The following is a 25530-nucleotide window of genomic DNA, read 5'->3' as shown; positions in this document are numbered from 1 at the left end:
GTCAAGCGGTGCGGCCGCTGCGTCGACGGGTCCGTCGACGGACCGCGCCGCGCTCAGTGCACGATGTCCTCTTCCTTGACGAACATGTTCGCCCAGGCGCGATCAACCAGGTCGGGGCGCATCTGGTAGGGGATGCCCTCGAACTCGCAGATCGAGATGATCTGGTCGATCAGGAAGATCGGCTGGTAATTGGCATAGACGTTGTCGATCTCCGGGTATTTCTCCTGCAGAAGATAGACCAGCGACTCCTCGTCCAGCGGCACCCCCTTCTTGCGGGCGACCAGGGCGAAGATCTTGAGGAAGTCCTCCTGGCTGGGGCCGTCGATCTTGATCTTGAAGAAGATCCGGCGCAGCGCGGCCTTGTCGAAGATGTCGTTGGGATGGAAGTTGGTCGAGAAGATGACCAGCGTGTCGAAGGGCACCTCGAACTTCTCGCCCGATTGCAGCGCCAGGATGTCGCGGCTCTCCTCGAGCGGTACGATCCAGCGGTTGACCAGTTTCTGCGGCGGTTCCTCCTGGCGGCCGAGGTCGTCGACGATGAAGACCCCGCCCGAGGATTTTAACTGAAGCGGCGCCTGGTAGGTCCGCGCCGTGGGGTTGTAGACAAGGTCGAGCATGGACAGCGACAACTCGCCGCCGGTGACGACCGTGGGACGCTCGCAGCGCACGTACCGGGTGTCGAAGCGGCCCGTCGTGCGGCGCAGGGAATTTGGATCGTCGACCAGCTCCTCGGCGGCCGAATGGACGATGGGGTCGTAGACGGTGATGACCTGCCCGGCATATTCGATGGCGCGGGGAACGTAGATCTTGTCACCCAGCGCGTCGCGGATGCCGTTGGAAATCGAGGATTTGCCGTTGCCCGGCGGGCCATACATCAGGATCGACCGCCCCGAGGACACCGCCGGGCCAAGCTGGTCGAGCAGGTCCGGCGGCAGGATCAGATGCCCCATGGCGGCCGTCAGGTGGTCGCGCGTGATCTGGATGTTGCGGATCGACTGGCGCTTGACCTGTTCGGCGTAGACTTCCAGCGGCACCGGCATCGCGCCGTAGTATTCCGACTGGGCCAGCGCATCCAGCGCCCGTGCCTTGCCCGCATCCGTCAGTTGATAGCCCATCTCGTTGCCGGAATTGGCGTTGAGCGTGCCCGTCGCCTCGAGCAGCTTCTGCGTTCGGGCGAGGTCGACCAGTTCCTGGGTCACCGGCACCGGCAGGCAGATCGCCCGGGCCAGGTCCGACACGGTTTCCGCGTTCTTGCGGAACATCGTCTTGAGGAGGATATCCCGCATCATGACCATCGGCAGCCGCATGGCCTCAAGCGATTTCGGCGCGGGCGGGGCGACAACGTCGGAGGTCTGCATGTTCATGGCGGCAGGCTCGCTTTTTCGGTTGCACTTGTGGCCCGCAGGCCGCGCCCGGCGTCAAATCCGGCCCGGCACGGCGCAAGGGGTGTGATCGCCTTCCTGCAGGGGTATTGTGGCGAAAAAAGGGACAAAGGCGTTCCAGAGGCGGGCATGAGCAGACCGAACCCAGTCATCCTGACGGCCGTGTTGGCCGTGATCGTCCTTTGTCTGGGGGGCGCCGCGGTGCTCAAGGGCGCGCTCTACATCGGCAAGCACGAGGGCGACGCGATGCACATGGTGCAGATCGTCTTCCGCATGGCCGAGGGACAGGTGCCGCACCTGGACTTCATGACGCCGATCGGCGCGCTTGCGTTCTGGCCCGTCGCGCTGCTGGTCAAGGCGGGGATGGGCGTCGGCATGGCCTTCCTGTGGTCCCAGGTGATCGTCGCAGCCCTCTTCCTGCCCATTGTCGCATGGGTCGCGGCCAGCCGCCTGACGCCCAACCTGGCCCTGCTTTTCGGTGCTGTCGTCATGGTGCTTCTGCTGGCGCTGATCGACGGTGGGGCCGAGACCAGTGTCTCGGTCTCGATGCACTACAACCGACAGGCCTGGGCGGCGGCCTTCGTTGCGATCCTGGCCGCTGTGATCCCGCCGGTGCATCCGCGCGTCGGCCAGGTCGACGGGATCATCATCGGACTGATGATGGGGGTCATGGCCATGATCAAGGTGACGTATTTCGCCGCCTTCGCGCTGCCGGTCGCGCTGGGACTTGTGATGACCGAACAGCGCCGGGCGCTGGTTTGGGCGCTGGCGACCGGACTGGTCTGCGTCGGCGTGATCACCCTTGTGATGGGCCCAATGGTCTGGCCGGCCTACCTGGGCGACCTGCGCACAGTTGCCGGGTCCGAGGTGCGCGCGGCTCCGGGCGATCCGCTCACCGCCGTCATGGGGGCGCCGGCCTACCTCGGCGGATCGCTGGTTGCCCTGGCCGGTGTCATCCTGCTGCGCCAGGCGCGGGTGGAAACGGGCGGGCTGATCCTGCTTTTGCTTCTTCCGGGGTTCTTCTACGTCACCTATCAGAATTACGGCAACGATCCGCAGTGGCTGGCGCTGTTGGCGATCCTGCTTCTGGCGCTGCGCCCCGAGCCCGAAAAGGTCCTTCGCAACGGCTTCGGCTGGCCGCTGCGCGAGGCCCTGGGCGTGGCCGCGGCCATGGCGCTGGCGCTGTCGGTGGCATCCTATGCAAACCTTGCCTACAGCCCGCTGCGCCATCTGCGCGCCGACGTGGCCGAGTATGTGCCGCTTCTGCCCCGGGCCAAGCGGCACGCCGACCTTCAGGTGCTCAGCCTGCGGTTCAACCGCGTGGAGGCGCGGGTGCCGCTGGACGGCCCCGGCACCGGGCTCGAACGCTACCGCCCGCAGGCCGAGCGGGAGGCGCCGCCGCGTTTCATGGGCGAGGACCTGGAAGAGTGTTCGCTGGAAATGGGGCTGCTCGCGGTCATGGATGCCATGGCCCGCGACCTTGACGCGGCCGGGCTGGCCGAGGGCCGCTCGGCGCTCGTGGCCGACATGTTCAGCTCTTTCTGGTTGTTCGGGGCGGTGGAACCGCTGCAAGGCGGGGCGCCCTGGTACTACGGCGGATTGCCCGGCTGGGAAGATGCGGACTACCTGCTGGTGCCGCGCTGCCCCCGGATCCCGCAGGTCCGTGACAGCATGATCGAAAAGATCAAGACACGCGGTATTCCCGAGACACTGACCGAGATCCGGCGGACACCACTCTATATACTTTACGACAAGGACTAGGTGCCATGTCCGCCGGGGCCTCAGAAAAACGGCGTGGCCAGGTAGAGAACGAGCGTCACCCCCAACGGAAAGCCCATTGGAAAGCGGCGCGTCTCGGTCCAGCTCTGCCAGTGGGGGACGATCCCGCGGACTGCGGGAATGGCCCGGCACAGCCGGTGCACGACGAAGGCGGCGACAAGGCTGATCACCAGCAGGAACAGTACGGCGCCCACGTCCTGAAGGGCGATGAAAGGCGCGGCCGAGGCCATGAATTTTGCATCCCCCGCCCCCAGCGCCCCGATGCCGTTCAGCCCGATCCCGATGGCCAGAACCACGCCGAAATGCGCAAAGCGCAGGACGTAGTCGGGCCAAACCGGCAGCAGGAAGACGCCCAGCACGACGAAGACCAGCGCGAGCAGGTCCGTTGACCAGGTCGGTATCTTCATCGCCCGCAGGTCGGACCAGACCACGTACAGGCACAGCGGCGCCACGAAAGGCAGTAACCAAACCGCCTGGGTCACAGTCAACGCGGTCTCGACCACCGGATCAGTTCGTCACGTTGTCTTCGAGCGCGCGCAGCGACCGCGCCGCGGCCTCGAAGTGCCGCGGGTGGGTATCAATCGCCTCGCGCAACAGGCCGCGCCCCATTGTCACGTCGTTCTGCTTGACGGCCGTCAGCGCCAGCGTGTGCAGCAATTGCGCCCGCTCGACCTGGCTCATGGGGATGACCGGCAGATCATAGTTGCGCTGCGCGCCGCGGGCCATGACCAGGTTGTTCTTTGCAGTGAAAAGGTCGCGGTCGTTCTTGATGGCGTCGAGGAACAGCTCTTCCGCGCCCTCGTAATCGCCCCGCGTCAGCTTGGAATACCCCCAGTTGTTATAGACGCCGGCGGGGCGCGTCGTCAGCCCGGCGGCGGTCTCGTAGAAACTGTCGGCGCTGTCCCATTCCTCGTTGCTGTCGGCGACCATGGCTTCCAGGCGGTAGCGCTCGTAGGTCTCGTGCGTGGGGGGGATGGCATCGAGCACCTCTTCAGCGCGGTCCCACTGGTTGGTGCGGATCAGCGCATCTGCCAGGCTGACTTCGTCGTCGGCGTTGCTCTCCGCGTGGGCAGTGACCTCGGACCAGGCCTCGACCGCGCGGTCGTTTTCCCGGGCCCGGATCAGCGACTTGGCCAGTCCCCGCATCAGGTCGATGCGGCCGGGGTCGTTCTCGCTCGCGCGGGCGAAGTAGCGCACGGCCTCGTCGGGGTCGCCGACGGTCAGCATGACGTCGTTGAGGTTGGTCTCGTCAACGACGTTGACGTCCTGAAGGGCCCGGTTCACCTGGGCTTCGCCCGACCGGTCACAGGCCGCCAGGGCCAGGACCCCGACCAGGGCCGTGCAAAGGAGGATCGAGTGGCGCATGTTGTGCGTCCTTTTGCTGCTCTTGCCTCTAGGGATCGCCGCCCAGCAGCAGGTAATCCCCCGTGCCGCGGCGAACCAGACGGAACTCTTCGTCCTCTTTCTGCGAAGAGTAACCCGAATTCCCCCGCTTGGCGAGCGCCAAGCGCAGGTTGTCGCGGATCAGGTCCGAATCGCCGTTGTCCGTTGCATAGGCGCGACGGAAGACCTGCGCGGCCTCGGCGATCTTGCCGCGTTCCATGAGGATGACGCCGAGGTTGTTCCAGGCCGGCACGAAGTCCGCGTCGGCCTCAACTGCGCGGCGCAGCAGGTCTTCGGCCTGGCCCAACCGCCCCAGCCGCAGGTTGGCCGACCCCAGCGCCGACAGGGTGTCCACGTTCAGGCCCTGGCGCCCGGCCGCGCGGGTGTAGGCCTGCAACGCAAGCTCGAATTCCTCCGCCGCCATCAACCTGTGCCCGACGATCAGCCCGTCGATATCGGACCCGCCCGCGACGCCGGGGGCATAGACCCGTTCGCCCTCGGGGGCGAAGTTCGCCGAGGTGCAGGCCGCAAGGGCACAGCAAAACAGAAGTATCGGGCGGGCAGGGGGCGTCATGGGCGGTCGGGTCTGCCTGTCGCAAGGGTGGTACTTGGTGCTAGAGGCTCGCCCATACCGCGCGACGGTTCAAGCCGGGATCGGCCCGGCCGCCCCCGTTAGAGACCGGAGTCCGACAGCGTCACCGCGATCTCGTAGACCGAGGGACCGATCAGGATGATCAGCAACGGTGGCAGCGTCAGCATCATCGTCGCCAGCGTCATTTTCGTTGGCAAGGTGTTGGCCTTTTCCTCGGCCCGCATGACGCGCTTGTCGCGCATCTCCGCCGAGAAGACCCGCAGCGCCTCGGCGATCGAGGTGCCGAATTGCTGCGACTGGATCAGAACGGTGACGAAGCTGGCAATGTCGGGCACGCCCGCCCGTTCGGACATGTCGCGCAGCACCTGGGTCTTGTCCTTGCCCGCCTTCATCTCGTGCGAGACGATCTTGTATTCGTCGGCCAAGGCCGGAAAGCCGGACTCCAGCTCGCGGGCGACGCGGATGATGGCCTGGTCCAGCGACTGGCCGGCCTCGACGCAGACCAGCATCATGTCGAGGCTGTCGGGAAATCCGTTGACCATCTGTTCCTGGCGTTCGCTCTGGCGCCGCGTGACCCAGTATTTGGGCAGCATGTAGCCCACCATGCCCGGTACCAGGATTGCCAGCATCATGGACTGGGCCGTCGGGTCGCCCGTCGTGGAATCGAAGATGGCATAGCCAGCGCCCAGCACCAGGAACCCTAGCCCCAGCGCGAACTGCGAGAAGTGGAACATGCGTACCGCGTTCTTGCCGCGATAGCCCGCTTGCAGCAGCTTGAGCTTGACCGAGGAAAATTCCTCCTGGTTCTGCGGTTCGAGGAAGTCGGAGTACTTTTCCAGCTTGTCCTTGCCGCCGCCCACGCGCAGCCGGGCGCCCTCGGTCCGGTTCTGGCTGGCCTGGTTGCTCGACTTGAGCTTTTCCAGCGGGTCCGCGTCCCTGTTCAGAAGGGCGGGCAGCACCAGCAGGATCAGCAGGACACCAAGCATCCCGAGCGCCATGAGCGGGCCGAAGGGGCCGAGCATCTCGGTAAGTTTCTGCGAGACTGTATCGAGAATCTGCATGACTGTCCTCAGACCTTGATATCAACGAGCCGGCGCATGACGATGATGTTGGCCACCAGGAAGACCGCCACGGCCAGGCAGGCCGGGATGAAGACCGCCGTGTCACGCACATCGTCGTAATAGCCGGGCTGGATCACGTTGATCATCACCAGCGCGACGAGCGGGAAACCCGACAGGAACATGCCGGACCACTTCGCCTCTGCGGTGATGGCCTTGACCCTGCGGAACAGCTTGAAACGTGCCCGGATCACCTTGGCCAGGCCGGCCAGGATCTCGGCCAGGTTGCCGCCGGCCTGCTGCTGGATCGTCACGGCCACGGCCAGGAAACGCAGGTCCTGCATGTCGATGCGGTCGGCCATCTCCTTGAGCGTTTCGCCCATGTCGCGGCCATAGGCCACCTCGTCGGAGATCACGCCCATCTCGGTGCCCAGCGGATCGGGAACTTCCTTGGCGACAATGTTGACGGCCGAACTGAAGGGATGCCCCACGCGGAGCGACCGGACCATGAGCTCGACCGCGTCGGGCAATTGTTCCTCGAGCATGGCCAGGCGCTTGTTGGCCTTGTTGTTGATCCACATGTAGACGCCGCCGACGCCCATGGCCACGGCCACGGCCAGGCGCACCGGCGCCGAGGCGGTGGTGCCGAAGGTCAGCCCGAAGAAGGCAACGCCCGACAGCACGCCCATCACGGCGATCAGTTGCGGGGGCGAGAAGGCGATGTTGGCCTTTTGCGCCTTGTTGGCCAGCAGGGAATACAGCGGGATTTGCTGGCTCTTGATGTGCTGCGTCATCTCCTTGCGGAGTTGTTCGAGCACTTCCTCGCGGTTGTTGCCCTTCTCCAGCATCTCCAGGCGCCGGTTGACGCGGCTGTTGAGACTGATCGACTTGCCGAATGCCACGAGGTAGATGCCGTTGACCAGCACCAGGATGGCCACGAAGATCAGCCCGTAGATGATGGGTTCTGCTGCTATGGCCATGTTATTGCGCCGCCACGGGTTCGAAGATCTGCGGCGGCAGGTCGTAGCCCCAGAGCTTGAACCGCTCCGAGAAATGCGACCGTACGCCGGTGGCCGTGAAGTGGCCGATGATCTTGTTTTCGGGAGTCAGGCCCACGCGCTGATAGCGGAAGACCTCCTGCATCGAGATGACGTCGCCTTCCATGCCCGTCACCTCGGTGACCGACACCATGCGGCGTGATCCGTCCTGCAGGCGGCTGACCTGGACGATCAGGTGAACGGCGCTGGCGATCTGGCTGCGCACCGCCTTGAGCGGCATCTCGATTCCGGCCATGGCGACCATGTTCTCCAGGCGGCTGATCGCGTCGCGGGCGTTGTTGGCGTGGATCGTGGTCATCGACCCGTCGTGGCCGGTGTTCATGGCCTGCAGCATGTCGATGACCTCCTCGCCGCGGGTCTCGCCCACGATGATGCGGTCGGGCCGCATCCGCAGCGCGTTCTTCAGGCAGTCGCGCTGGCTGACCCCGCCCTTGCCCTCGACGTTGGGCGGGCGGCTTTCCATGCGGCCGACGTGGGTCTGTTGCAGCTGAAGCTCGGCGGTGTCCTCGATCGTCAGGATGCGCTCGGCATCGTCGATGAAGGAGGACAGTGCGTTAAGCGAGGTCGTCTTGCCCGACCCCGTGCCGCCCGAGACGATCACGTTGAGCCGGGTCGAGACGGCCGCCTGAAGGTAGGCGGCCATTTCCTCGGAGAAGGCACCGAAGTTGACCAGGTCTTCGATACCCAGCTTGTCCTGGGTGAACTTGCGGATCGACACGAGCGAACCGTCCACCGCGATCGGTGGAACCATGGCGTTGAAGCGCGACCCGTCTGACAGGCGCGCATCGACATAGGGGTTGGACTCGTCCACGCGGCGCCCGACCGCCGAGACGATCTTGTCGATGATCCGAAGCAGGTGGCGCTCGTCCTTGAAGGTGACATCCGTCAGTTCCAGCCTGCCGCCACGTTCCACGAAGATCTGCTTGGGTCCGTTGACCAGGATATCGTTGACCTCGTCGTCCTGAAGCAGGGTTTCGAGCGGGCCCAGCCCCTTGACCTCGAAATAGAGTTCCTGGGTCAGGGTGGTGCGTTCCTCGCGGTTCAGGACAACGCCCATGTCCTCCAGCGCCTCGGTCGCAATCGCGGTGATCTCGGCCTTCAGGTCCTTTTCCGAGGCCTGGTCCAGCGCGGCGAGGTTCAGGTTGTCGAGCAGCGCCTTGTGCAGTTCCAGCTTGATCTCGCCCAGCTTCTCCTTGCGCTTGACCTCCTTGTCCTTGGGGGCGACCTGCGCGGGCTTGGGGTTCGCGCGCATCAGCGGCTTGCGGGGAGCTTCGGGCTTGGCGTCCCCCTCGGCCTCGGTCGGCGCGGCCGTGTCGGGGTCCGGCGACCGGGGCGCGTTCGATTTCGGTGCCGGTGCCGTCTTCTTGTACTTCGAGAACATCGGGCGGGCTCCTTATCCGGTTGCCGCGTCATCGGCGACGTTGTGCGCGTGAACCGATGTCGCCAGTTTCAGGATCTCCTTGCGCAGCGGGTTCTTGGGTAGCCCTTCGGCCAGCGGCACGCCGTGATCGGCGGTCTGGGCCACGGGGCGGCCGCCGTCGGACATCTGCACCTCGATGGAAATGCCGAGGCTTTCGGACAACCGCTTGATGCGGCTCTTGCCGCTCAGGTCGGTGAACTTGGGCGCCCGGTTGAGCACGAAACGCAGCTTGTCGAAGGGCAACTGTTCGGCCTGGAGCGCGCGTTTGACCCGCAGCGTGTTCTGGGCCGAACGCATGTCCAGCTCGAGCGTCGCGAAGTAGACATGGGCGGCGTTGAGGACCGTCTCGGTCCATTCCACGAAAGTCTTGGGCATGTCGATGATGACATAGTCGAAGTTGATCCGCGCGGTCTCGATCAGCCGCTCGATATCGGCGGGTGCGACCAGATCGAGCGGGATCAGGTCGGTAGGGGCCGTCAGGACATGCAGCTTGTCCTCGTAGCCTTGCAGGGCCTGCATGAAGCTCTCGCTGTCCATGGCCTCGGTGTCCTGCAACAGCTCGAACACCGCCTCGCGGCGCGGCAGGTCGAGGAAGGTCGAGGTGCTGCCGAACTGGAAGTCCAGGTCGATCAGGCAGACCTGGGGCGGCTTTTCGCCGGCCTTGTCCTTCGTCTTCTTGCCGGCCTTGGACCCGTCCGTTCCGATCCTCGCCAGTTCCCAGGCGAGGTTGACCGCCAGCGTCGTGGCCCCCGTGCCGCCGGCCATGCCGTGCACCGGGATCACCACCCCGCTGCGGTCGTTGGTGGCCTTGAGGGTTGTCGTAACGTCCTGTGTGGGGGCGGCGGGCGGCGGCGGCGGGGCCATCACGCGGTCGATCGCGCCGGCAAGTTCACCCTCGGGCAGGGGGTAGGGGACAAATTCGTCGCCCCCTTCGCGCATCAGGGTGTGCAGCGTGGTCGGCGAGACCTCCTCGCCGATGACGAGAATGATCCGTATGGACTTGTCCTTGGCGGCCCGGACGATATCGACGATCAGGCCGACATCGGTCTCGTCCTCCTCGTCCATGGCGATGGCCAGGAACTCCAGGTCGCGGGCCTCGGGCTGTTCCAGAAAGGCCAGCGTGTCCTCGAACCCGAGGTCGCCCCAGCTTTCGCCCATGCAGCTTTCCATGTCCTCGATCAGAAGATCGAAGTTCTGCACGTCACGGCTGACCGTGCAGGCCGTGATCGGTTGCGGTTCGGGCTGCAACATTGCACCACTCATGCCTGGTCCGTCCTTTCCAGCTGCCCCGCGGACCTCGGACTGTCGGGGGCCGTATCACGATTTTCCGGCCCGGCGTCGCGTGACGCACTGGGGGCCGGGACACCGCCGAAATTCACGGAGAAACATGTCGAGAATTGGGCCGAATTTCCGCCATTGTGCGAAATAATGGGACGGTGGTCCGTGCTCGCGCGGCTCTGTTTCCAGGCGCCGGAAGATGAAACGGGACTCGCTGTCGGGCCCCGTTTCAAAGCGAATGGCGAAGGGCGCGGCGCTCAGCCGCCGTCCTGTCCGCCCGGCATGTTGGTGCCGTGTCCCAGGCCCGGCGGGTTTACCCCGCCCAGGCTGGTCGAGACCCCGGTCGAGACATAGTCACGGAAGATCACCGCGGCATATTCACCGTTCAGCACGGTGGGGTGGTTCTTCACGAACCCGGTGACCTCGGTGACGGTGCGCCGGTTGCGGCGTTCGCGCCCCTCGGTGACGATCAGCGGCTGGCTCTCGCCCTGGCTGACCACCGCCTCCAGGCGCGAGCGGTCGACGCCCTGTCTGACAAGGTAGGCGACCGCGGCCTGGGCGCGGCGCAGGCCCAGCTGCCGGTTGTAGGCGCGCGACCCGACCAGATCGGTATGCCCGAAGACCTTGAAACGGACCTCGGGGAACTGGTTGATCCAGGTCGCCTGCTGGCGCAGCACCTGCCTGGCCTGCTGGTCAAGTACCGTCGAGTTGAAGCCGAAGTTGATCATCGGCTGAACCTCGGTCGAGAAACGCTGGTTGAGGTTGATGACGTGATTGGCCTGCCCGGTCCCGACCTGGATGTTGTTCATGGTGGCGTTGCCGAAGTACCCCGAATCGATCTCGGAGCCGGCCTCACGGGTGCTGAAGACGTTCGTCACGTCATCGCAGCCCGACAGGGCGATCAGGGCAGTCGCCGCCAGGGTCAGGGAAGTTTTCATGGCCTGGCTCCTCAGTTGTCCATGACATAGCCGTAGGACCCGTTGAAGTCCTGGCGGGCGACTTCGCCGGCCCCGCCCGATGTGGGGGCGCCATCGTTCGCGACACGGCCGAACAGGAACAGGTCACGCTCCGAGGGGGGGCGCACGCGGTCGGTCGGCAGGGCAAGTGCTTCGCCACGGGTCGGCGTGACCAAATGCGGCGTGACGATGATGACCAGTTCGGTCTGCTCTCGCGAGTATTCCGCGCTGCGGAACAGCGCGCCCAGCACCGGGATGTCGCCAAGCCACGGCACCTGGCCGGCAAGGTCGGTAAAATCGTCCGACAACAGCCCGGCGATGGCAAAGCTCTCGCCGTCGCGCATCTCGACGGTGGTCGAGGTTTCACGCGTGCTGAAGGCGTCGATGGAAAACCCGTTCTGGCTGAAGCCGTTAGTCGGGTCCAGCGAGCTGACCGAGGCGTTGAGTTCGAGGTTGATGACATCCCCGTCGATCACCCGCGGCACGAAGTTCAGCTCGATGCCGAAGGGCTTGTACTCCACGGTGATCTGGTCTTCGCTCTGCGCGATCGGAATCGGGTATTCGCCCCCGGCGAGGAACCGCGCCTCCTGCCCGGACAGTGCGGTCAGGTTGGGCTCGGCCAGGGTGCGGACCACACCGCGTTCTTCCAGCGCCTCCAGAAGGATGCCGACTTCCAGTCCGCCCGCATTGAACCCGAACAGCATGGCCCCCTGGTTGTCGTTGGACCCGGGCAGAGCGCCGCTCAGGGCCCCGTTCCGGCCGCCTTCCGTGACCGTCGTGCCTGTGCCGATCGACGTGCCGAGGTCGCCACCCAGCGCGTCGCCGGCGATGGCCACCGATGAACTGAGCTGTTTCGAGACAGAGCGCTGCATCTCGGCGAATCGCACGCGCAGCATGACCTGCTGGGTGCCGCCGACGCTCATCAGGTTGGACACGCGCCCGGAGGCATAGCGTTCGGCCAATTGCAGGGCACGGTCCAGCTTGGCCGAGGAACTGACAGTGCCGGACAGGACGATGCCGTCATTGGCCGTGCGCACCTCGATGGGTTCGCCGGGCAGGATCTGTTCCAGGCGTTCCTTGAATTCGGCGATGTCCGGTGTGACGTGGATTTCGACGTTGGTGATCAGTCGACCGTCGCCGGCCAGCAGCGTAAGCGTCGTGCGGCCCGGTTCCTTGCCCAGCACGTAGATGGTGCGTTCCGAAAGCGACGATATGTCCGCGATGCCCGGATTCGCGATGGAAAGCTCGGCGAAGGGCGTGTCGCTCTCAACAACGACCGCCCGGTTCATCGGAACGTTCAACGCGCTTGATGGCGACCCCGACATCACCTGCAGGGTCTCGGCTGGCGCCATCGAAGGCGCGGCCGTGACGGCAAGGATAAGCCCGGCAAGGGCCGCCTTGATCGAAGTTCTGATTGTCATGTGACCTGCCTCTCGATCACGCCCACTGCTGGACATTTTTGCCCGATATTGCGCCGACCCTGCACCGAAACGGCTTTTTTTGCAAGAATCAATACTGTGTGCAGGGGGGTTCATGTGGATAACCGGCAACAAGCGGCGAAACGGAACCGCCCGGACACGGGTGTGTCCGGGCGGTGTGACGGGGTGCCGTGACGTTTCAGTTGGTGCAGGGTATTTCGACTTCGACCGTTTCGGTGCCGCGGTTCTGGCGGATCGTGCAGACCTCCTCCTGCTCGACGGGCTCGGGCTCCTGACGCGGGGTGATCCCCAGCAGCGTGGCCTGGTTGACCTCGACCGGATCGTTCGACGCAGTGGGCAGGGTGTCGCCGACCAGGGCGAGCGAAAGCTGCCCTGATCCCTGTGCGGTGGCGAGGGCCGCGACCTGGGCGCTGTCGGCCTCGACAGTGACGGTGCGCACCTGGCCCGAGGCTGCGGCGCGCCCGCTGTCGGTGCTCTGGTCCACGGCGACGATCGTCAGCCCGCTCTGGATCAGGCGGGTCGTGACGCCCTGGGTGCCGCCGAAGTCGCCAAGGTTGGCCTGGCCGGTCCAGTAGACGTCGACGCGATCCCCCGGGCGCAGAAACCCAGATACCGCCGAGCGCACGGTCACGTCGATGGCATAGGCCTGCATGCCCGGCGTCAGCAGCGCGTTGATCCCGGCACTTTCGCCCGGGTCGGTGACCTTGACGGCCATCAGCGGCTCGTTCGGTTCCATCTGGCGCAGGGCGACGCGGGTTTCCTCGGCGCCTTCGGGGAAGACCTCTTCCTCGGTGCGGAAGACCCCCTCGGGCAGGAAGGGTTCGGCATGCTTGATCGTGACGACATCCTCGGGCGTGATCTCGTCACCGTATTCCACCACGCGATTCACGGCGATCACGTCGACCGTGGGCACGTTCTGCGCCATCCTGGCCCGCTGCGCCGCGAGCTGGGCGTTCTGTTGCTCGAAGTATCCTTGAACCATGTAGATGGCCGCCCCCGCGAGGCCGACCCCGATGATCAGGACAAGACCGAATACTGCACGCATCCTCTTTCCTTTCGCTTGCGGTGCCGCGCGGGCACCAACGCATTACGGATTCATCGCTTACCCCGGGAATGCGGCCATTTTGGGTCGTTCGCGTGACCGCTTCGGGTCAGCGTCGGGCCGCGCGGCGCGTTGGCCCGCCCTGCCCGGATCAGTAGGTCTTGACGGACTGGTCTTCCAGGTGGGCGCCAAGGCCCTCGGCGCCTTCGGCCGTGGTCTCGAGGATCGTGACGACGACGGCCACGCCCAGCCCGACGATCGCGCCTGTCAGAACGACCCAGTCGACGGTCACGGCCCCGGTCTCCGCCCTTCGGAACTTGCGTAGGATGTTGAGCATGGGACTCTCCAAAGCGTCAGATGATTTCAAATCGCTACCGTGCGACTGTGTCAGCTTCTGGCCGGGCCTGGGGTGATTCCGCGTCAGCCGCTGTTGCAAAAAACCCGGTCTGCGCGCCGAGAAAGACGAAGGGCCGCTCCGGAACGGAGCGGCCCCTGTCTCAGGTCCGACGGTTCGGACGAGCCGGCAATCAGTATTCCTTGATGCCCTGGCTGCTCAGCTCGGTCGAGATGTCGTCGGCGAAGGTGGCGGTCTGCTCGCCCACCGTGGTCAGCACGGCGATGCCGAGGCCCACGATGGCCGCGGTCAGGACGACCCAGTCAACGGTCACGGCGCCATCTTCGTCGTTGCGGAAGTTCTTGATGTAGTTCAGCATTTGATGTCCCTCCTCAGGGTTTCGCTCGGTTTCACTCTCCGCTTCGGATCGTCCCGCGCCGGCCTCTTGATTGGTGCGGTCCCCGTCTCGGATGGGTAGATATAGCCAATCGAATGGGGCGAGATTTGGACGGCTTTCGTGCATTTTTGCAGCCCGTTAAACTTTCGTATATTTATTTTCCAAATACTTGTTTTTAAACGATAATAAATTCAGCCGTCCTCGGTGGGCAGTATGTTGCGCGGCCTGTTCGGAGGTTTTTGAGGGCTACGAAACCCGCCAATTCGGCCCCTGTCACGGACGTCTGGCCAGCCCGCCGCGGACAGGGTAGGGTGTGAAGTGCAAGGCGAGGCAGGTGGAGACCGCGGAAATGCGGCGCAGCATCAATACTGCAGTTCTGGCAGGGGTCGCTGCGCTGGCCGTCGCAGGGGCGCCACGCGCCGAGCAACAGCGCCTGCAAGAGGATTTCACCTTCAAGCGCATCGGCGTTCCCCCCGCCGGTGCGACGGATCGCATCACGGTCCAGATCGCCCCGACGCCCCCTGACGCCGCCGCCGCGCCGGGGCCCGCCGCGGTGCCTTCGCCCCCGGCGGACGGGCTGTCCGGGCGGGCCGCCGCGGATATCGCCTGGTTCTGGGAGGCGGTCTCGCCCGACCTGGGGGCCTCTGACCCGGCGAGCTTCATGCAGGCCGAAGCCGCGCTGGTGAATGCCCCCGACGACCGCGCCATCCCGCAGCCGCGCCTGCGCGACCTCGGTGCCCTGGCCGGGCGCTATGGCGCGCAGATACTCGCCGCCTCGGTCGGTGAACCGGTGTCGCCCGCGCTGGTGCTGGCGGTGATCGCCGTGGAAAGTTCCGGCGATCCGCAGGCCGTCAGCAGTGCGGGCGCGCGCGGGGTGATGCAGCTCATGCCCGCCACGGCCGCGCGGTTCGGCGTGCGCGACAGTTTCGATGCCGGGCAGAACATCGCCGGCGGCGTGGCCTATCTCGGCTGGCTCATGGAAGAGTTCGACCGCGACCTGATCATGGTGCTGGCCGGCTACAACGCCGGGGCCGGCGCGGTGCGCGACAACGCCGGCGTGCCGCCCTATCCCGAAACCCGCACCTACGTGCCCCGGGTGCTGGCCGCATGGCGGGTGGCGCGGGGGCTTTGTGTCACCCCGCCTGAACTGCCCAGCGACGGCTGCGTCTTCAACGTCGCGCCGGAGGGCTGAGATGGCGGGCAAACCCCTTGTCGTGGATGCCGATGGCACCCTGCTGCGCACCGACATGCTGCTCGAATGTGCCTGGAAGGGGGTGGGGAGCGACCCGGCCGGCACGCTGCGCGCCCTCGGCCGCCTGCCCGACAAGGCGGCCTTCAAGGCCGAGCTCGCCCGCGTGGCGCCGCTGCGGACCGACCTGTTGCCCGTTCGGGACGAGGTCGTCGCCCTGGTCGAGACGGCCCGCGCGGCAGGGCGCGAGGTCGTCCTGGCCTCGGCCTCGGACGCCGCCCTCGTCGAACCGCTGGCAAAGCGCTTCGGCTTCGACCGTGTCTTTGCCTCGCGCGATGGCGAGAACCTGAAAGGCGCCGCCAAGGCGCGCGCCCTCGTCACGGCCTTCGGAGAGAGGGGCTTCGACTACGCGGGCGACGCCGCTGCCGACATTGCGGTCTGGCGGCACGCCGACCATGCCATCGTCGTCGGCCGGGCCGGCGGCGCGGCCGACAGGCTGGCGGCCCCGACCCGCATCGCCGGCGGCTGGACACCGCGTGCGCTGCTGGGGGCGCTACGGCCGCACCAGTGGGTCAAGAACGTGCTGCTGTTCCTGCCGATGATCGCGGCCCATGCCTTCGATACGGGCACGTTGCTGCGGGTGCTGCTGGGGATCGCCGCCTTTTCGGCGGCGGCTTCGACCATCTACATAGTCAACGACCTGGTCGATATCGAGGCCGACCGCCGCCACGCCACCAAGAAGACGCGCCCCTTCGCCGCCGGAACCGTTCCCATCCCGATTGGGATGATCGCCTGCGCGGCGCTTGCGGTGCTGGCGCTGGTGCTGGGCGCGCTGCTGTCGGTGCAGATGCTGGGTGTCGTGGTGCTCTACATGGCGCTGTCGCTGGCCTATTCCCTGCGCCTCAAGCGGCTGCGCTGGGTCGATATCGCGACGCTGGCCGCGCTATACACGCTGCGGGTCGTCGCCGGTGCGGCGGCGAGCGAGGTGCCGGCCTCGGTCTTCATGCTGATCTTCGTCTTCCCTGTTTTCCTGACCCTGGGCTGCGTCAAGCGGATGACGGAACTGGCGCTGGCGTCCGACGGCGCGCGGTTGCCGGGCCGAGGCTATGCCCGCGGCGACCGGGGCGATCTGCTGAACATGGCCGCGCTGGGCATGGCGGGAGCGCTCGTGATCTTCTTCCTGTATTCCTGGTCGGACCAGGCGCGGCTGCTCTACCCCGACCAGTGGCTTCTCTGGGTGGCGCTGCTGCCGATCGCGGCCTGGCTCTACCGGATGATCCGCCTGGGGTATTTCGGCACGCAGGACTACGACCCCATCGTCTTTGCCCTGCGCGATATCCGCGGCATCGGCTACCTGCTGATCACCCTGTCGCTGATGTTCTACGCGGCCGGCCTGTGGACCGAGTGGTATCTCCGGCTGACCGGCTAGATCGACATCTTCTTGAAGAGGTGCTCGGGAATGGCGCGGATCACCAGCATGATCGGCCACCAGATCCGCCGGGTATAGAGCACGTCTCGCCCGCGCCCGACCCCGGCGAGGATATCCTCGGCCACCGCCTCGGCTGTGGTCGGGAAGGGCAGGCCCTCCATCCCTTGTGTCATGGCCGTGTCCACCGGGCCGGGCTTCACGGTCAGGACATGCACGCCGCTGCGGCCCAGCCGGTTGCGCAGCCCCGACAGGTAGGTGGCAAAGCCGCCCTTGGCCCCGCCGTAGACATAATTGCCGATCCGCCCGCGGTCGCCGGCAACCGATCCGACACCGACAACGGTGCCCGAACCGCGCGCCTCCAGGTGCGGTGCCAGCATCTGCAGGAACCGGGCCGGGCCGGTGAAGCTGTCGGCGATCACACCATCCAGCAGCCCCGGGTCGGCGTCGATCTCCGCCTGCGGGGGCATGGAGCCGACGAAGACCGCGCAGTTGATCTGCCCGGGCTGGTCCAGGGCGCGGTCGATCACCGGCTGAAAGCTGTCGGGGTCGCGGGCGTCGAAGGCCACCGGCTCGGCCAGGGCCGCCCCACGGGCAAGGGCGTCGCTGGCGCTGGCCTGCAGGTCGTCCATCCGGCGCCCGGCCAGCACCAGGCCAGCGCCCGCTTCGGCGAGTTTCTGCATCAGCGCCCGCGCCATTGTCGAGCTTGCCCCCAGGATGATCCAGGTCTGTTCCATCATGTCCTCCGAAGGTCCAGCCGGCGGACCATGTCAGTTTCAAGGGCGCCGTCCGGGTCGGCCGCGGCGACCCGGGACAGCCAGCGGGGGTGGTCGGGATACATGGCCTTGACCCGGTCGCCCGTGGCCAGCGCGTCCTTGGCCAGGTAGATGCGCCCGCCGGCGGCGACGGTCAGGTCCTCCAGCCGGGCAATCAGGGCGCGCGCGGCGGCGCGGTTGGGAAAGTCCACCGCCAGCGTGTAGCCTCCCATCGGGAAGGAGAGGTATCCGGCTCGGCCCGGCCCCATGCGCTTGAGCACGGCCAGCGGCGAGGCCAGCCCGCTGTCGGCGATCTCGGCCAGCATGGCGCGCAGGGCCTCGGCCTGCTCCGGTGGCACGACGCACTGGAACTGGTGAAAGCCCCGCCTGCCGTAAAGCTTGTTCCAGTCGTGTATCCTGTCCAGCGGAAAGAAGAAGCCGTCGAAAGGGCGCACGGTGGTGCGGCCCGTCGCCGGGACGCGGTGATAGTAAAGGCTGTTGAAGGCGCGCACGATCGGCGCCGACAGGGCCCAATGCGGCGCGTCCAACGGCACACGGCGCGGTGCGGGCCGGGCCGGGGGCAGGCCGCGGCCGACCTCGGCCTCTTCGAGGATACCGCGGCCAAGGGCCGCGCCGCTGGCGGTCGCGTCGATCCAGCCCACGCAATAGGCGGCGTCCGAGGCGTCGAGACGGGCGATATGTTCGGCCCAGTCCGCGACCCGCCGCTCGGTGACGACCATGACATCGCCCGGGCAGGCGGCCAGTTGCAGCGTGACCTGCGTGATCACGCCGGTCTGGCCAAGCCCGCCACAGGTCGCGGCCCACAGCGCCGGGTCGGTCTCGGGCGTGACCGGGCGGCGCTGGCCGTTCTGCACCAGCGTCAGTGCGGTGACATGCTGGCAGAAGCTGCCGGCGGCGTGGTGATTCTTGCCGTGGACATCCATTGCCACGGCCCCGCCCAGCGTGGCAAAGCCCGTGCCAGGCAGGACCGGCGGCAGCCAGCCCCGGGCCGGCAGGACGCGGGCGAGGGTGCCCAGGGTCACGCCCGCCTCGGCGGTGAGGACCCCAGCCCGTGGGTCGAAGGCCAGGATGCGGTTCTGCGCGGTCATGTCGCAGGCGCCACCCCCGTCATTGAGCGGCGCGTCCCCGTAGGACCGCCGGTTGCCGAAGGCCGGCGCGGTGCCGTCGATGGCGTCGGCCGCATGGGGGCGGGCGACCGGACCCGTGGCGCGATGGACCCGGCCCCAGCCCGAATAGGTGATCCTCCGCGCGCCCTGCATGGTGCTCACCCCTGGGCGCGCGCCGCGCGGCGCTCGGCCAGCGGGAACACGGCCAGCCCGATCGCAATGGCGAACCAGAGGGTGGTCAGCCGGATCACGGCGGTGGCGGGGATCGAGACCTCGAGCGGGACGCCTTCGAGCGACAGAAGCGCGACCATGGCTGCCTCGGCCCCGCCGACGCCACCGGGCGCGCCCGTCAGGCCACCTGCGAGCGTTGCGAAGGTAAAGATGCCCATCGCCGCCCAGAGCCCGATATCGGTGCCCATCCAGCCCAGCAGAAGATGAAAGGCATAGCCCTCGGCGCCCCAGCCGATCACCCCCAGCAGAAGCGAGAGCGACAGCGTCGGCCCGTTGGAAAAGACGGCCAGCGAGCGCGCCGCGCCGCGGACCCGGCCCATCAGGCGGGGCAGCAGGCCGGTTAGCCGGTAGGCCAGCGTCACCCCGCCGGCCAGCAGGCGCGGGCGGGTGGCGATCCAGGCCGCCGCCAGCGCCAGCAGGGCGACAGGCGCCGCCATGCGCGCACCTCCGGCCGAAAGCGCGACCGAAAGCGCCAGGATCAGCGCCATGCTGGCCAGGTCCGAGGCGCGGTCCACCAGCACGAGTGGCGCGGTGCGCTCGACCGGCCAGCCGGCCTCGCGCTTGAGCCAGCGCATGCGGATCAACTCGCCCACGCGGCCGGGGGTCACCGACATGGCAAGCCCCCCGACGAAGTGGCGCATGTCCTGCACCAGCCCCGTGGGCAGCCCCAGCCGCCGGGCAAAAAGATGCCAGCGGGCGCCGCGAAAGAGGTAATTCACAAGGCTCAACCCCAGCAGCAGCGCGACCTGCCCCGCGGTCAGCCGCATCAGTTGCGCCCGGGTCTCGGCCCAGCCGGTGGCCGCGGCGAGCCCGGCCAGCCCCGCGATGACGAGCGCGAACAGGCCGCCCAGCAGCGCGAACTCGCGCCAGCGGCGCGTGGCAGGGCGGGGCGGCGGCGCGGCCGCGGGATCGGGGGTGAGGGTCATGCTCATTACCCGCCCGTCTAGACACGGAATGGGGCGACATTATGAAACCGTTTCGCAAAGGGAAACGATGTCTTGCGCCGTCAGGCTTTCTTGCGGCCGCCCGTCTTCTTGCCTGTGCCCGTCTTCGCGGCCTTCTCGGTAATCAGCGCCACGGCCTGGTCCATGGTCACGTCGCCCGGCTCGGTCTCCTTGGGGATCGTCGCGTTGACCTTGCCCCATTTCACATAGGGGCCGTAGCGCCCCTCCATGACGTTGACCGGCCCGCCCTCGGACGGGTGGTCACCCAGTTCCTTGAGGGGCTTTGCCGCACCGCGCCCGCCCCGGCCGGGGTTGGCGCGTTTCTCGGCCAGCATCTCGACCGCGCGGTTCATGCCCACCTGGAACACGTCGTCGGGGTCCTTGAGGTTGACGTAGACCGGCTTGGCCTCGTCCGGGCGCTGGTGCATGACATAGGGCCCGAAGCGGCCGAAGTTGGACTTGATCGTGCCGCCCTCGGGGTGTTCGCCCACCTCGCGTGGCAGGCTGAGCAGGGTCAGCGCCTTGTCCAGGTCCATCGCGTCCTTGTCCCAGCCCTTGGGCAGCGAGGCGCGCGGCGGTTTCTTGTTCTCGGGCGTCGGCTCGCCGCGCTGCACGTAGGGCCCGAAGCGCCCCGATTTCAGCCAGATCTCGTCGCCCTGGTCCTCGCCCAGCACGCGCTCGTCGCCATCGGCGCCCTCGCCCGCGATGGGGCGGGTGTAGGTGCATTCGGGGTAGTTGCCGCAGCCCACGAACCCGCCCGTGCGCGAGGTCTTGAGATGCAGACGCCCGGTGCCGCACTTGGGGCAGGCGCGCGGATCGCTGCCGTCCTCGCGCGGGGGATACAACTGCGGCGCCAGCACGTCGTCGAGCACGTCCAGAACCTCGGTGATGCGCAGTTCCGAGGTGTCCTCGATCGCCTTGTGAAAGTCGCGCCAGAAGCCCGACAGGACCTCTTTCCAGTCGCGCTGCCCGGCCGAGACATCGTCGAGCATTTCTTCGAGGTTCGCGGTGAACTCGTAGCCGACATACTTGCGAAAGAAATTCAGCAGGAAAACCGTGACGATCCGGCCCTTGTCCTCGGGGATCAGGCGGTTCTTTTCCTTGCGGACATACTCGCGGTCCTGGATCGTCGAGATGACGCTGGCATAGGTCGAGGGCCGCCCGATGCCCAGTTCTTCCATGCGCTTGACCAGGGTCGCCTCGGTGTAGCGCGGCGGCGGCTGGGTGAAGTGCTGTTCGGGGCTGACGCCGGTTTTCTTCGCCGCCTCGCCCTCGGTCATCTGCGGCAGGCGCTTGTCGTCGTCGTCGACCACGTCGTCGCGCCCTTCCTCGTAGACGGCGAGAAAGCCGTCGAAGAGCACCACCTGGCCGTTGGCGCGCAGCACGACCTGGCCATCGGCGCTGGCGATGTCGACGCTGGTGCGTTCCAGCCGGGCCGCGGCCATCTGGCTGGCCAGCGTGCGTTTCCAGATCAGGTCATAGAGCTTTCGCTGATCGGCCTCGCTGATCTTCGCGTCGGCCGGCGCCTTGGCCATTTCGGTGGGGCGGATGCATTCGTGGGCCTCTTGCGCGTTCTTGGCCTTGTTCTTGTAGATGCGGGCCTCGGCCGGGACGTAGTCCTTGCCGTAGCGTGCCTCGATCGCCGCCCGCGCGTCGGCCACGGCCTCGGGGGCCATATCGATGCCGTCGGTCCGCATGTAGGTGATCAACCCCGCCTCGTAGAGGCGCTGGGCCGTGTTCATGCACTGCCGCGCACCCATGCCGAACTTGCGGCTGGCCTCTTGCTGCAGGGTCGAGGTCATGAAGGGCGGCGCCGGCTTGCGGGTGCTGGGCTTGGCCTCGACCTTCTGTACCGACAGATCGCGCGAGGTCACGGCCTGCACGGCCATCTCGGCCTGGGTCGCGTTCTCGAGATCGAACTTTTCCAGACGCTTGCCGGCCAGGGTGGTCAGCCGCGCCTCGAAGGGCTGGCCGCGCGAGGTTTCCAGTTGCGCCTTGACCGACCAGTATTCGCGGGGGTCGAAAGCCTCGATCTCCATCTCGCGCTCGACGATCAGGCGCAGGCAGACCGACTGCACCCGGCCCGCGCTGCGCGCGCCGGGCAGCTTGCGCCACAGAACGGGCGAGAGGTTGAAGCCCACAAGGTAGTCCAGCGCCCGCCGCGCGAGATAAGCCTCGACCAGGTCCTCGTCGACCTGGCGGGGGTGCTGCATGGCCTCGGTGATGGCCTCTTTCGTGATGGCGTTGAAGGTTACGCGGGATACCGAGGTGTCCTTCTTGATCGAGCGGCGCTTGGTGAGCGCCTCCTGCAGGTGCCAGGAAATCGCCTCGCCCTCGCGGTCGGGGTCGGTGGCGAGGATAAGTTCGTTGTCGTCTTTCAGCGCGTCGGCGATGGCCTTGACGTGCTTCTTGCTGTCATTGGCGACTTCCCAGACCATGTCGAATCCGTTGTCGGGATCGACCGATCCGCTCTTGGGCGGCAGGTCGCGGACATGGCCGTAAGATGCCAGCACGGTGTAGTCGGAGCCCAGATACTTGTTGATTGTCTTGGCCTTGGCCGGGGACTCGACGACGACAACGGGCATGGACACTCCTGAAAATTCCTGGGTCGCGGGCCGGGCATAAAGGGCGTGGCCCGCCGCATTTGTCAATGCGTTCACTTGGGACGGCCCGGCAGCGGGGTCAAGTCGACGCCGGGCCGGCCGGGTGCGGGGCAGGCTCGGTGAAGGGGCGGCGGTTGGTGCCGTCGTGGTCCGAGATTGCCCCGCACCCGGCCGGACCGCCATGACGCGGCATTTCGGCACCGGGTGTGGAGCTCCCGTGCCCTTGTCCTTCGGAGATCGCGCCGGGCGGGCGGTGATCGTGCGCGGGATGGCCCGGCGTCCGTCAGACCACGCGCGACAACAGGCCGCCGGGCTGGCGCAGGATCTGCCCCTCCAGTTCCAGGTCCACCAGCACCGGGGCGACCTGGCCCGGGGCGACATGCAGGTCACGGATCAGCTGATCCTCGGCGATGGGGCTGGGGCCCAGCCGCGACAGGATATCCCGGTGCAGCGCGGCGGTGTCCTGCAGGCTGCGGCGGTCGGGCGGCGGCGCGGGGATGTCGAGGGCCGGCTGCGCCTGGGGCTGCGGGGCGGGGGCCGGATCGGCCAATGCCTCGGTCACATCGGCGGCGTTGCGCACCAGCTGCGCGCCGTCGCGGATCAGCATGTTGCAGCCGGCCGCGCGGGCGTCAAAGGGGTGGCCGGGCACCGCCATGACCTCGCGCCCCTGGTCGAGCGCGTTGCGCGCGGTGATCAGGCTGCCCGACTTGGCGGCCGCCTCGACCACGACGACGGCGCGGACGAGGCCCGAGATGATCCTGTTGCGGGCGGGAAAATGGCGGGCTTGCGGCTGCAGGCCCAGGGGCTGTTCGGACAGGCGCAGGCCGCTCTCGGCGATGCGCCCGGCCAGCGCGGTATTCTCGGCAGGGTAGGTGATGTCGACGCCCCCGGCCTGAACCGCGATGGTGCCGGTTGCGAGCGCGGCGTCGTGGGCCACGGCATCGATCCCGCGCGCCAGGCCCGACACCACGCAGAAGCCGGCCTCGCCAAGCTCGGCGGCCAGTTTGCGGGTCATGCGCGTGCCCAGCGACGACGCGTTGCGCGCGCCGACCAGGGCGACCATCGGGCGCCGGGCCAGCCGGGTATCGCCCAGCATCCACAGCGCGACCGGGGCATCGGATATCGTGGCCAGTTCGGCCGGATAGTCTGCCTCGCCATCGAAGACCAGCCGCGCCCCGGCCGCGGCCCCGGCCTTGAGTTCGGCGGCGACAACGCCCTCGGGGCAGGTCTGGTAGTCGTCGACCCCGGCGGCGCGTGCGACATCGGGCAAGGCGTCCAGCGCGGCTCCGGCATCACCGTGTTCCGCGATCAGGCGGCGCCAGGTCGATGGCCCCACCCGGCGCGAGCGCAACAGGCGAAGGGCATTGAACCGGTCGTCTTCCGTGGTGGGTGGGAGTGGGGGGTGAGTGGAAGAGTGCGTATCCCCGGTCATCCTGTCCTCCGCCTGCTGCAAGGACAGGTCTAGACCGGCAATGGTTAACCGACGGTAAAGGGAAAAACGCCGGCGCGATTTTCCCTGCGGGCGGGTGCGGGTCAGGCCGCCGCGCCACCCACCGTCAGCCCGCCGATCAGCAGGCTGGGCTGGCCCACGCCCACGGGCACCCATTGGCCGGCCTTGCCGCAGTTGCCCATGCCGGGGTCCAGCGCCATGTCGTTGCCGATGCCGCGGATTTGTTGCAGCGCGGTCGCCCCGTCGCCGATCAGCGTGGCCCCCTTGACCGGCGCGCCGACCTTGCCGTCGGTCACGCGATAGGCCTCGGTGCAGGAAAATACGAACTTGCCGTTTGTGATGTCGACCTGCCCGCCGCCGAAGCCCACGGCATAGATGCCGTCCTTGAGATCTGCGACAAGGTCACCAGGGGCGGTGTCACCGCCCAGCATGTAGGTGTTCGTCATGCGCGGCATGGGGATGTGGGCATAGTTTTCGCGGCGTCCGTTGCCGGTTGGCGCCACGCCCATCAGTCGGGCGTTCTGCCGGTCCTGCATGTAGCCGACCAGCCGGCCGTCCTCGATCAGCACGTTGCGCGCGCTCGGCGTGCCCTCGTCGTCAACGGTCAGCGATCCGCGCCGGTCGGGCAGGGTACCATCGTCGAGCACGGTCACCCCGGGGGCGGCGACCTGTTGGCCCATCAGCCCGGCGAAGGCGGAACTGCCCTTGCGGTTGAAATCCCCTTCAAGGCCGTGGCCCACGGCCTCGTGCAGCAGGATGCCGGGCCAGCCGGGACCGAGCACCACGTCCAGCACGCCCGCCGGGGCGGGTTCGGCCGACAGGTTGACCAGCGCGATGCGCAGCGCCTCGCGCAGTTTGGGCTCCCAGGTGTCGCGGGCCACGACATGGGACAGCCCCAGCCGCCCGCCACCGCCGGCGGTGCCGCTTTCGCGGCGGCCGTCCTGCTCGACGATGACCGAGACGTTGAGGCGGCTCATGGGGCGGGTGTCGCTGACCTGCGTGCCGTCGGAGCGTAGGATTACGACCTCCTGGTGCGACGCGGCAAGTGTGGCCGAGACCTGCACGACCCGCGGATCCATCTGCCGCGCGACCGCGTCGATCTCGGCCAGAAGCTCGATCTTGGCTGGGAATTCAGCCTCGGCCATGGGGTTCGCGTCGGTATATAGGTGCCGGTTAGTCCGCGCCGGGCCGGCGGCCAGCGTGCCGCCACCCTCGCCCACGGCCAGCCGCGCGGTAGAGACGGCGCGGTCCAGCGCCGTCTCGTCGATCACGGTGGAATGGGCGTAGCCGGCCGTCTCGCCGCGCACGGCGCGCAGGCCGAAGCCCTCGGAGGCATCGAAACTGGCCGTCTTGACCCGCCCGTCGTCGAAGGCCAGCACCTCGGAGCGGCGCCGCTCCATGAAAAGCTCGCCGTCATCGGCGCCGTCGATCGCCTGCTTGACCCGCGCCAGGGCGGCGTCACGATCCAGATGCGTTTCGAAGGGGCGAAAGCTGTCGTTCGCGGCTGGGTCGGGTGATGTCTCGGTCAAGGGGCCTCCTGCCCGGGCGATCTCCGGGGTTTGATCCAGATCAAAAAAAGCGACCGTTTGCCACAATGGCCGCGCTTGAGTTGCCCCCCAGATTATGGGATGACCAAAACGAAAGACAACGGGGCACCAGCCCCGCGGTCCGAACTGCTTTAGGGAAT

Annotated in this window: 22 protein-coding genes; 3 read left to right on the top strand and 19 right to left on the bottom strand. The window is 67.2% G+C overall.

The genetic code is table 11. The annotated features are described in order from the left end of the window. Positions 1 to 53: 53 nt before the first annotated feature. Positions 54 to 1364 (bottom strand): P-loop NTPase family protein, encoded by a 1311-nt coding sequence (locus BU124_RS08230; RefSeq protein ID WP_084862561.1) that lies wholly within the window; start codon positions 1362 to 1364, stop codon positions 54 to 56. 147 nt (positions 1365 to 1511) lie between these two features. Here BU124_RS08230 and BU124_RS08225 point away from each other — a divergent pair, with 147 nt between their 5' ends. Next, entirely contained in the window at positions 1512 to 3143 is a 1632-nt protein-coding gene (locus tag BU124_RS08225) for a DUF2029 domain-containing protein (protein ID WP_084862559.1), read from the top strand. Between the two features lie 20 nt (positions 3144 to 3163). On the opposite strand, the gene BU124_RS08220 is transcribed toward BU124_RS08225, so the two are convergent. The 12 genes from BU124_RS08220 to BU124_RS08165 all read right to left on the bottom strand — a co-directional run bounded on the left by BU124_RS08220 (position 3164) and on the right by BU124_RS08165 (position 14100). Next, positions 3164 to 3613, bottom strand: coding sequence for a prepilin peptidase (locus BU124_RS08220; RefSeq protein WP_245831647.1), 450 nt, complete (start codon positions 3611 to 3613; stop codon positions 3164 to 3166). A 55-nt stretch (positions 3614 to 3668) separates the two neighbouring features. Continuing rightward, positions 3669 to 4526, bottom strand: coding sequence for a tetratricopeptide repeat protein (locus BU124_RS08215; RefSeq protein ID WP_084862556.1), 858 nt, complete (start codon positions 4524 to 4526; stop codon positions 3669 to 3671). A gap of 28 nt (positions 4527 to 4554) precedes the next feature. Then, complete coding sequence (locus BU124_RS08210; RefSeq protein WP_084862554.1) at positions 4555 to 5118, bottom strand: tetratricopeptide repeat protein; 564 nt, start codon at positions 5116 to 5118, stop codon at positions 4555 to 4557. Between the two features lie 98 nt (positions 5119 to 5216). Next, complete coding sequence (locus tag BU124_RS08205; protein ID WP_084862552.1) at positions 5217 to 6197, bottom strand: type II secretion system F family protein; 981 nt, start codon at positions 6195 to 6197, stop codon at positions 5217 to 5219. Between the two features lie 8 nt (positions 6198 to 6205). Next, a complete protein-coding gene (locus BU124_RS08200) occupies positions 6206 to 7174 on the bottom strand; it encodes a type II secretion system F family protein (protein WP_179141886.1) in 969 nt (322 codons plus the stop codon). Position 7175: 1 nt separating this feature from the next. Further along, a complete protein-coding gene (locus tag BU124_RS08195) occupies positions 7176 to 8633 on the bottom strand; it encodes a TadA family conjugal transfer-associated ATPase (RefSeq protein ID WP_084862549.1) in 1458 nt (485 codons plus the stop codon). A gap of 12 nt (positions 8634 to 8645) precedes the next feature. Then, positions 8646 to 9935 carry a CpaE/TadZ family protein gene (locus tag BU124_RS08190; protein WP_084862546.1) on the bottom strand — a complete coding sequence of 430 codons (1290 nt, stop codon included), beginning with the start codon at positions 9933 to 9935 and terminating at the stop codon, positions 8646 to 8648. Between the two features lie 272 nt (positions 9936 to 10207). Next, positions 10208 to 10888 carry an OmpA family protein gene (locus BU124_RS08185; protein ID WP_084862543.1) on the bottom strand — a complete coding sequence of 227 codons (681 nt, stop codon included), beginning with the start codon at positions 10886 to 10888 and terminating at the stop codon, positions 10208 to 10210. A gap of 11 nt (positions 10889 to 10899) precedes the next feature. Continuing rightward, the gene (locus tag BU124_RS08180; RefSeq protein WP_084862541.1) at positions 10900 to 12327 is read right to left on the bottom strand and encodes a type II and III secretion system protein family protein; all 1428 of its coding nucleotides are present in this window, start codon (positions 12325 to 12327) and stop codon (positions 10900 to 10902) included. A 196-nt stretch (positions 12328 to 12523) separates the two neighbouring features. Beyond that, complete coding sequence (gene cpaB / locus BU124_RS08175) at positions 12524 to 13390, bottom strand: Flp pilus assembly protein CpaB (RefSeq protein WP_084862539.1); 867 nt, start codon at positions 13388 to 13390, stop codon at positions 12524 to 12526. A gap of 148 nt (positions 13391 to 13538) precedes the next feature. After that, entirely contained in the window at positions 13539 to 13724 is a 186-nt protein-coding gene (locus BU124_RS08170; RefSeq protein ID WP_084862537.1) for a hypothetical protein, read from the bottom strand. 190 nt (positions 13725 to 13914) lie between these two features. Continuing rightward, positions 13915 to 14100 carry a Flp family type IVb pilin gene (locus tag BU124_RS08165; protein ID WP_084862535.1) on the bottom strand — a complete coding sequence of 62 codons (186 nt, stop codon included), beginning with the start codon at positions 14098 to 14100 and terminating at the stop codon, positions 13915 to 13917. Between the two features lie 352 nt (positions 14101 to 14452). Here BU124_RS08165 and BU124_RS08160 point away from each other — a divergent pair, with 352 nt between their 5' ends. Together BU124_RS08160 and BU124_RS08155 are read left to right on the top strand one after the other, a co-directional pair. Next, positions 14453 to 15310, top strand: coding sequence for a lytic transglycosylase domain-containing protein (locus tag BU124_RS08160; RefSeq protein ID WP_245831646.1), 858 nt, complete (start codon positions 14453 to 14455; stop codon positions 15308 to 15310). A 1-nt stretch (position 15311) separates the two neighbouring features. Continuing rightward, entirely contained in the window at positions 15312 to 16736 is a 1425-nt protein-coding gene (locus BU124_RS08155) for a UbiA family prenyltransferase (protein WP_084862532.1), read from the top strand. On the opposite strand, the gene BU124_RS08150 is transcribed toward BU124_RS08155, so the two are convergent. The 6 genes from BU124_RS08150 to tldD all read right to left on the bottom strand — a co-directional run bounded on the left by BU124_RS08150 (position 16733) and on the right by tldD (position 25372). After that, positions 16733 to 17473, bottom strand: a complete 741-nt coding sequence (locus tag BU124_RS08150) for an SDR family NAD(P)-dependent oxidoreductase (RefSeq protein WP_342743731.1) — start codon at positions 17471 to 17473, stop codon at positions 16733 to 16735. The genes BU124_RS08155 and BU124_RS08150 overlap by 4 nt on opposite strands. Next, a complete protein-coding gene (locus BU124_RS08145; RefSeq protein WP_084862527.1) occupies positions 17470 to 18768 on the bottom strand; it encodes an FAD-binding protein in 1299 nt (432 codons plus the stop codon). Before BU124_RS08145 ends, BU124_RS08150 begins: the two co-directional genes overlap by 4 nt. 5 nt (positions 18769 to 18773) lie before the next feature. Beyond that, the gene (locus tag BU124_RS08140; protein ID WP_084862525.1) at positions 18774 to 19778 is read right to left on the bottom strand and encodes a lysylphosphatidylglycerol synthase transmembrane domain-containing protein; all 1005 of its coding nucleotides are present in this window, start codon (positions 19776 to 19778) and stop codon (positions 18774 to 18776) included. 74 nt (positions 19779 to 19852) lie between these two features. Further along, complete coding sequence (topA, locus tag BU124_RS08135; protein WP_084862523.1) at positions 19853 to 22375, bottom strand: type I DNA topoisomerase; 2523 nt, start codon at positions 22373 to 22375, stop codon at positions 19853 to 19855. Positions 22376 to 22676: 301 nt separating this feature from the next. Beyond that, positions 22677 to 23825 carry a DNA-processing protein DprA gene (dprA, locus tag BU124_RS08130; protein ID WP_084862521.1) on the bottom strand — a complete coding sequence of 383 codons (1149 nt, stop codon included), beginning with the start codon at positions 23823 to 23825 and terminating at the stop codon, positions 22677 to 22679. A 101-nt stretch (positions 23826 to 23926) separates the two neighbouring features. Next, positions 23927 to 25372, bottom strand: a complete 1446-nt coding sequence (gene tldD / locus BU124_RS08125) for a metalloprotease TldD (protein ID WP_084862519.1) — start codon at positions 25370 to 25372, stop codon at positions 23927 to 23929. Positions 25373 to 25530: the final 158 nt, after the last annotated feature.

It is taken from the genome of Salibaculum halophilum, assembly GCF_002094885.1.
Classification (GTDB): Bacteria; Pseudomonadota; Alphaproteobacteria; order Rhodobacterales; family Rhodobacteraceae; genus Salibaculum; species Salibaculum halophilum.
The sequence above is the reverse complement of the archived record's forward strand: the minus strand, read 5'-3'. Positions and strand labels throughout refer to the sequence as shown.

What these genes read in the sequence shown, in the direction of transcription:
- BU124_RS08180 (WP_084862541.1), bottom strand. Translation starts at nt 12,327, where the DNA reads ATGACAATCAGAACTTCGATCAAGGCGGCCCTTGCCGGGCTTATCCTT.
- BU124_RS08200 (WP_179141886.1), bottom strand. Translation starts at nt 7,174, where the DNA reads ATGGCCATAGCAGCAGAACCCATCATCTACGGGCTGATCTTCGTGGCC.
- dprA (WP_084862521.1), bottom strand. Translation starts at nt 23,825, where the DNA reads ATGACCGGGGATACGCACTCTTCCACTCACCCCCCACTCCCACCCACC.
- BU124_RS08145 (WP_084862527.1), bottom strand. Translation starts at nt 18,768, where the DNA reads ATGCAGGGCGCGCGGAGGATCACCTATTCGGGCTGGGGCCGGGTCCAT.
- BU124_RS08155 (WP_084862532.1), top strand. Translation starts at nt 15,312, where the DNA reads ATGGCGGGCAAACCCCTTGTCGTGGATGCCGATGGCACCCTGCTGCGC.
- BU124_RS08215 (WP_084862556.1), bottom strand. Translation starts at nt 4,526, where the DNA reads ATGCGCCACTCGATCCTCCTTTGCACGGCCCTGGTCGGGGTCCTGGCC.
- BU124_RS08185 (WP_084862543.1), bottom strand. Translation starts at nt 10,888, where the DNA reads ATGAAAACTTCCCTGACCCTGGCGGCGACTGCCCTGATCGCCCTGTCG.
- cpaB (WP_084862539.1), bottom strand. Translation starts at nt 13,390, where the DNA reads ATGCGTGCAGTATTCGGTCTTGTCCTGATCATCGGGGTCGGCCTCGCG.
- BU124_RS08190 (WP_084862546.1), bottom strand. Translation starts at nt 9,935, where the DNA reads ATGAGTGGTGCAATGTTGCAGCCCGAACCGCAACCGATCACGGCCTGC.
- BU124_RS08165 (WP_084862535.1), bottom strand. Translation starts at nt 14,100, where the DNA reads ATGCTGAACTACATCAAGAACTTCCGCAACGACGAAGATGGCGCCGTG.
- BU124_RS08210 (WP_084862554.1), bottom strand. Translation starts at nt 5,118, where the DNA reads ATGACGCCCCCTGCCCGCCCGATACTTCTGTTTTGCTGTGCCCTTGCG.
- BU124_RS08225 (WP_084862559.1), top strand. Translation starts at nt 1,512, where the DNA reads ATGAGCAGACCGAACCCAGTCATCCTGACGGCCGTGTTGGCCGTGATC.
- BU124_RS08140 (WP_084862525.1), bottom strand. Translation starts at nt 19,778, where the DNA reads ATGAGCATGACCCTCACCCCCGATCCCGCGGCCGCGCCGCCGCCCCGC.
- BU124_RS08170 (WP_084862537.1), bottom strand. Translation starts at nt 13,724, where the DNA reads ATGCTCAACATCCTACGCAAGTTCCGAAGGGCGGAGACCGGGGCCGTG.
- BU124_RS08150 (WP_342743731.1), bottom strand. Translation starts at nt 17,473, where the DNA reads ATGATGGAACAGACCTGGATCATCCTGGGGGCAAGCTCGACAATGGCG.
- topA (WP_084862523.1), bottom strand. Translation starts at nt 22,375, where the DNA reads ATGCCCGTTGTCGTCGTCGAGTCCCCGGCCAAGGCCAAGACAATCAAC.
- BU124_RS08230 (WP_084862561.1), bottom strand. Translation starts at nt 1,364, where the DNA reads ATGAACATGCAGACCTCCGACGTTGTCGCCCCGCCCGCGCCGAAATCG.
- BU124_RS08195 (WP_084862549.1), bottom strand. Translation starts at nt 8,633, where the DNA reads ATGTTCTCGAAGTACAAGAAGACGGCACCGGCACCGAAATCGAACGCG.
- BU124_RS08205 (WP_084862552.1), bottom strand. Translation starts at nt 6,197, where the DNA reads ATGCAGATTCTCGATACAGTCTCGCAGAAACTTACCGAGATGCTCGGC.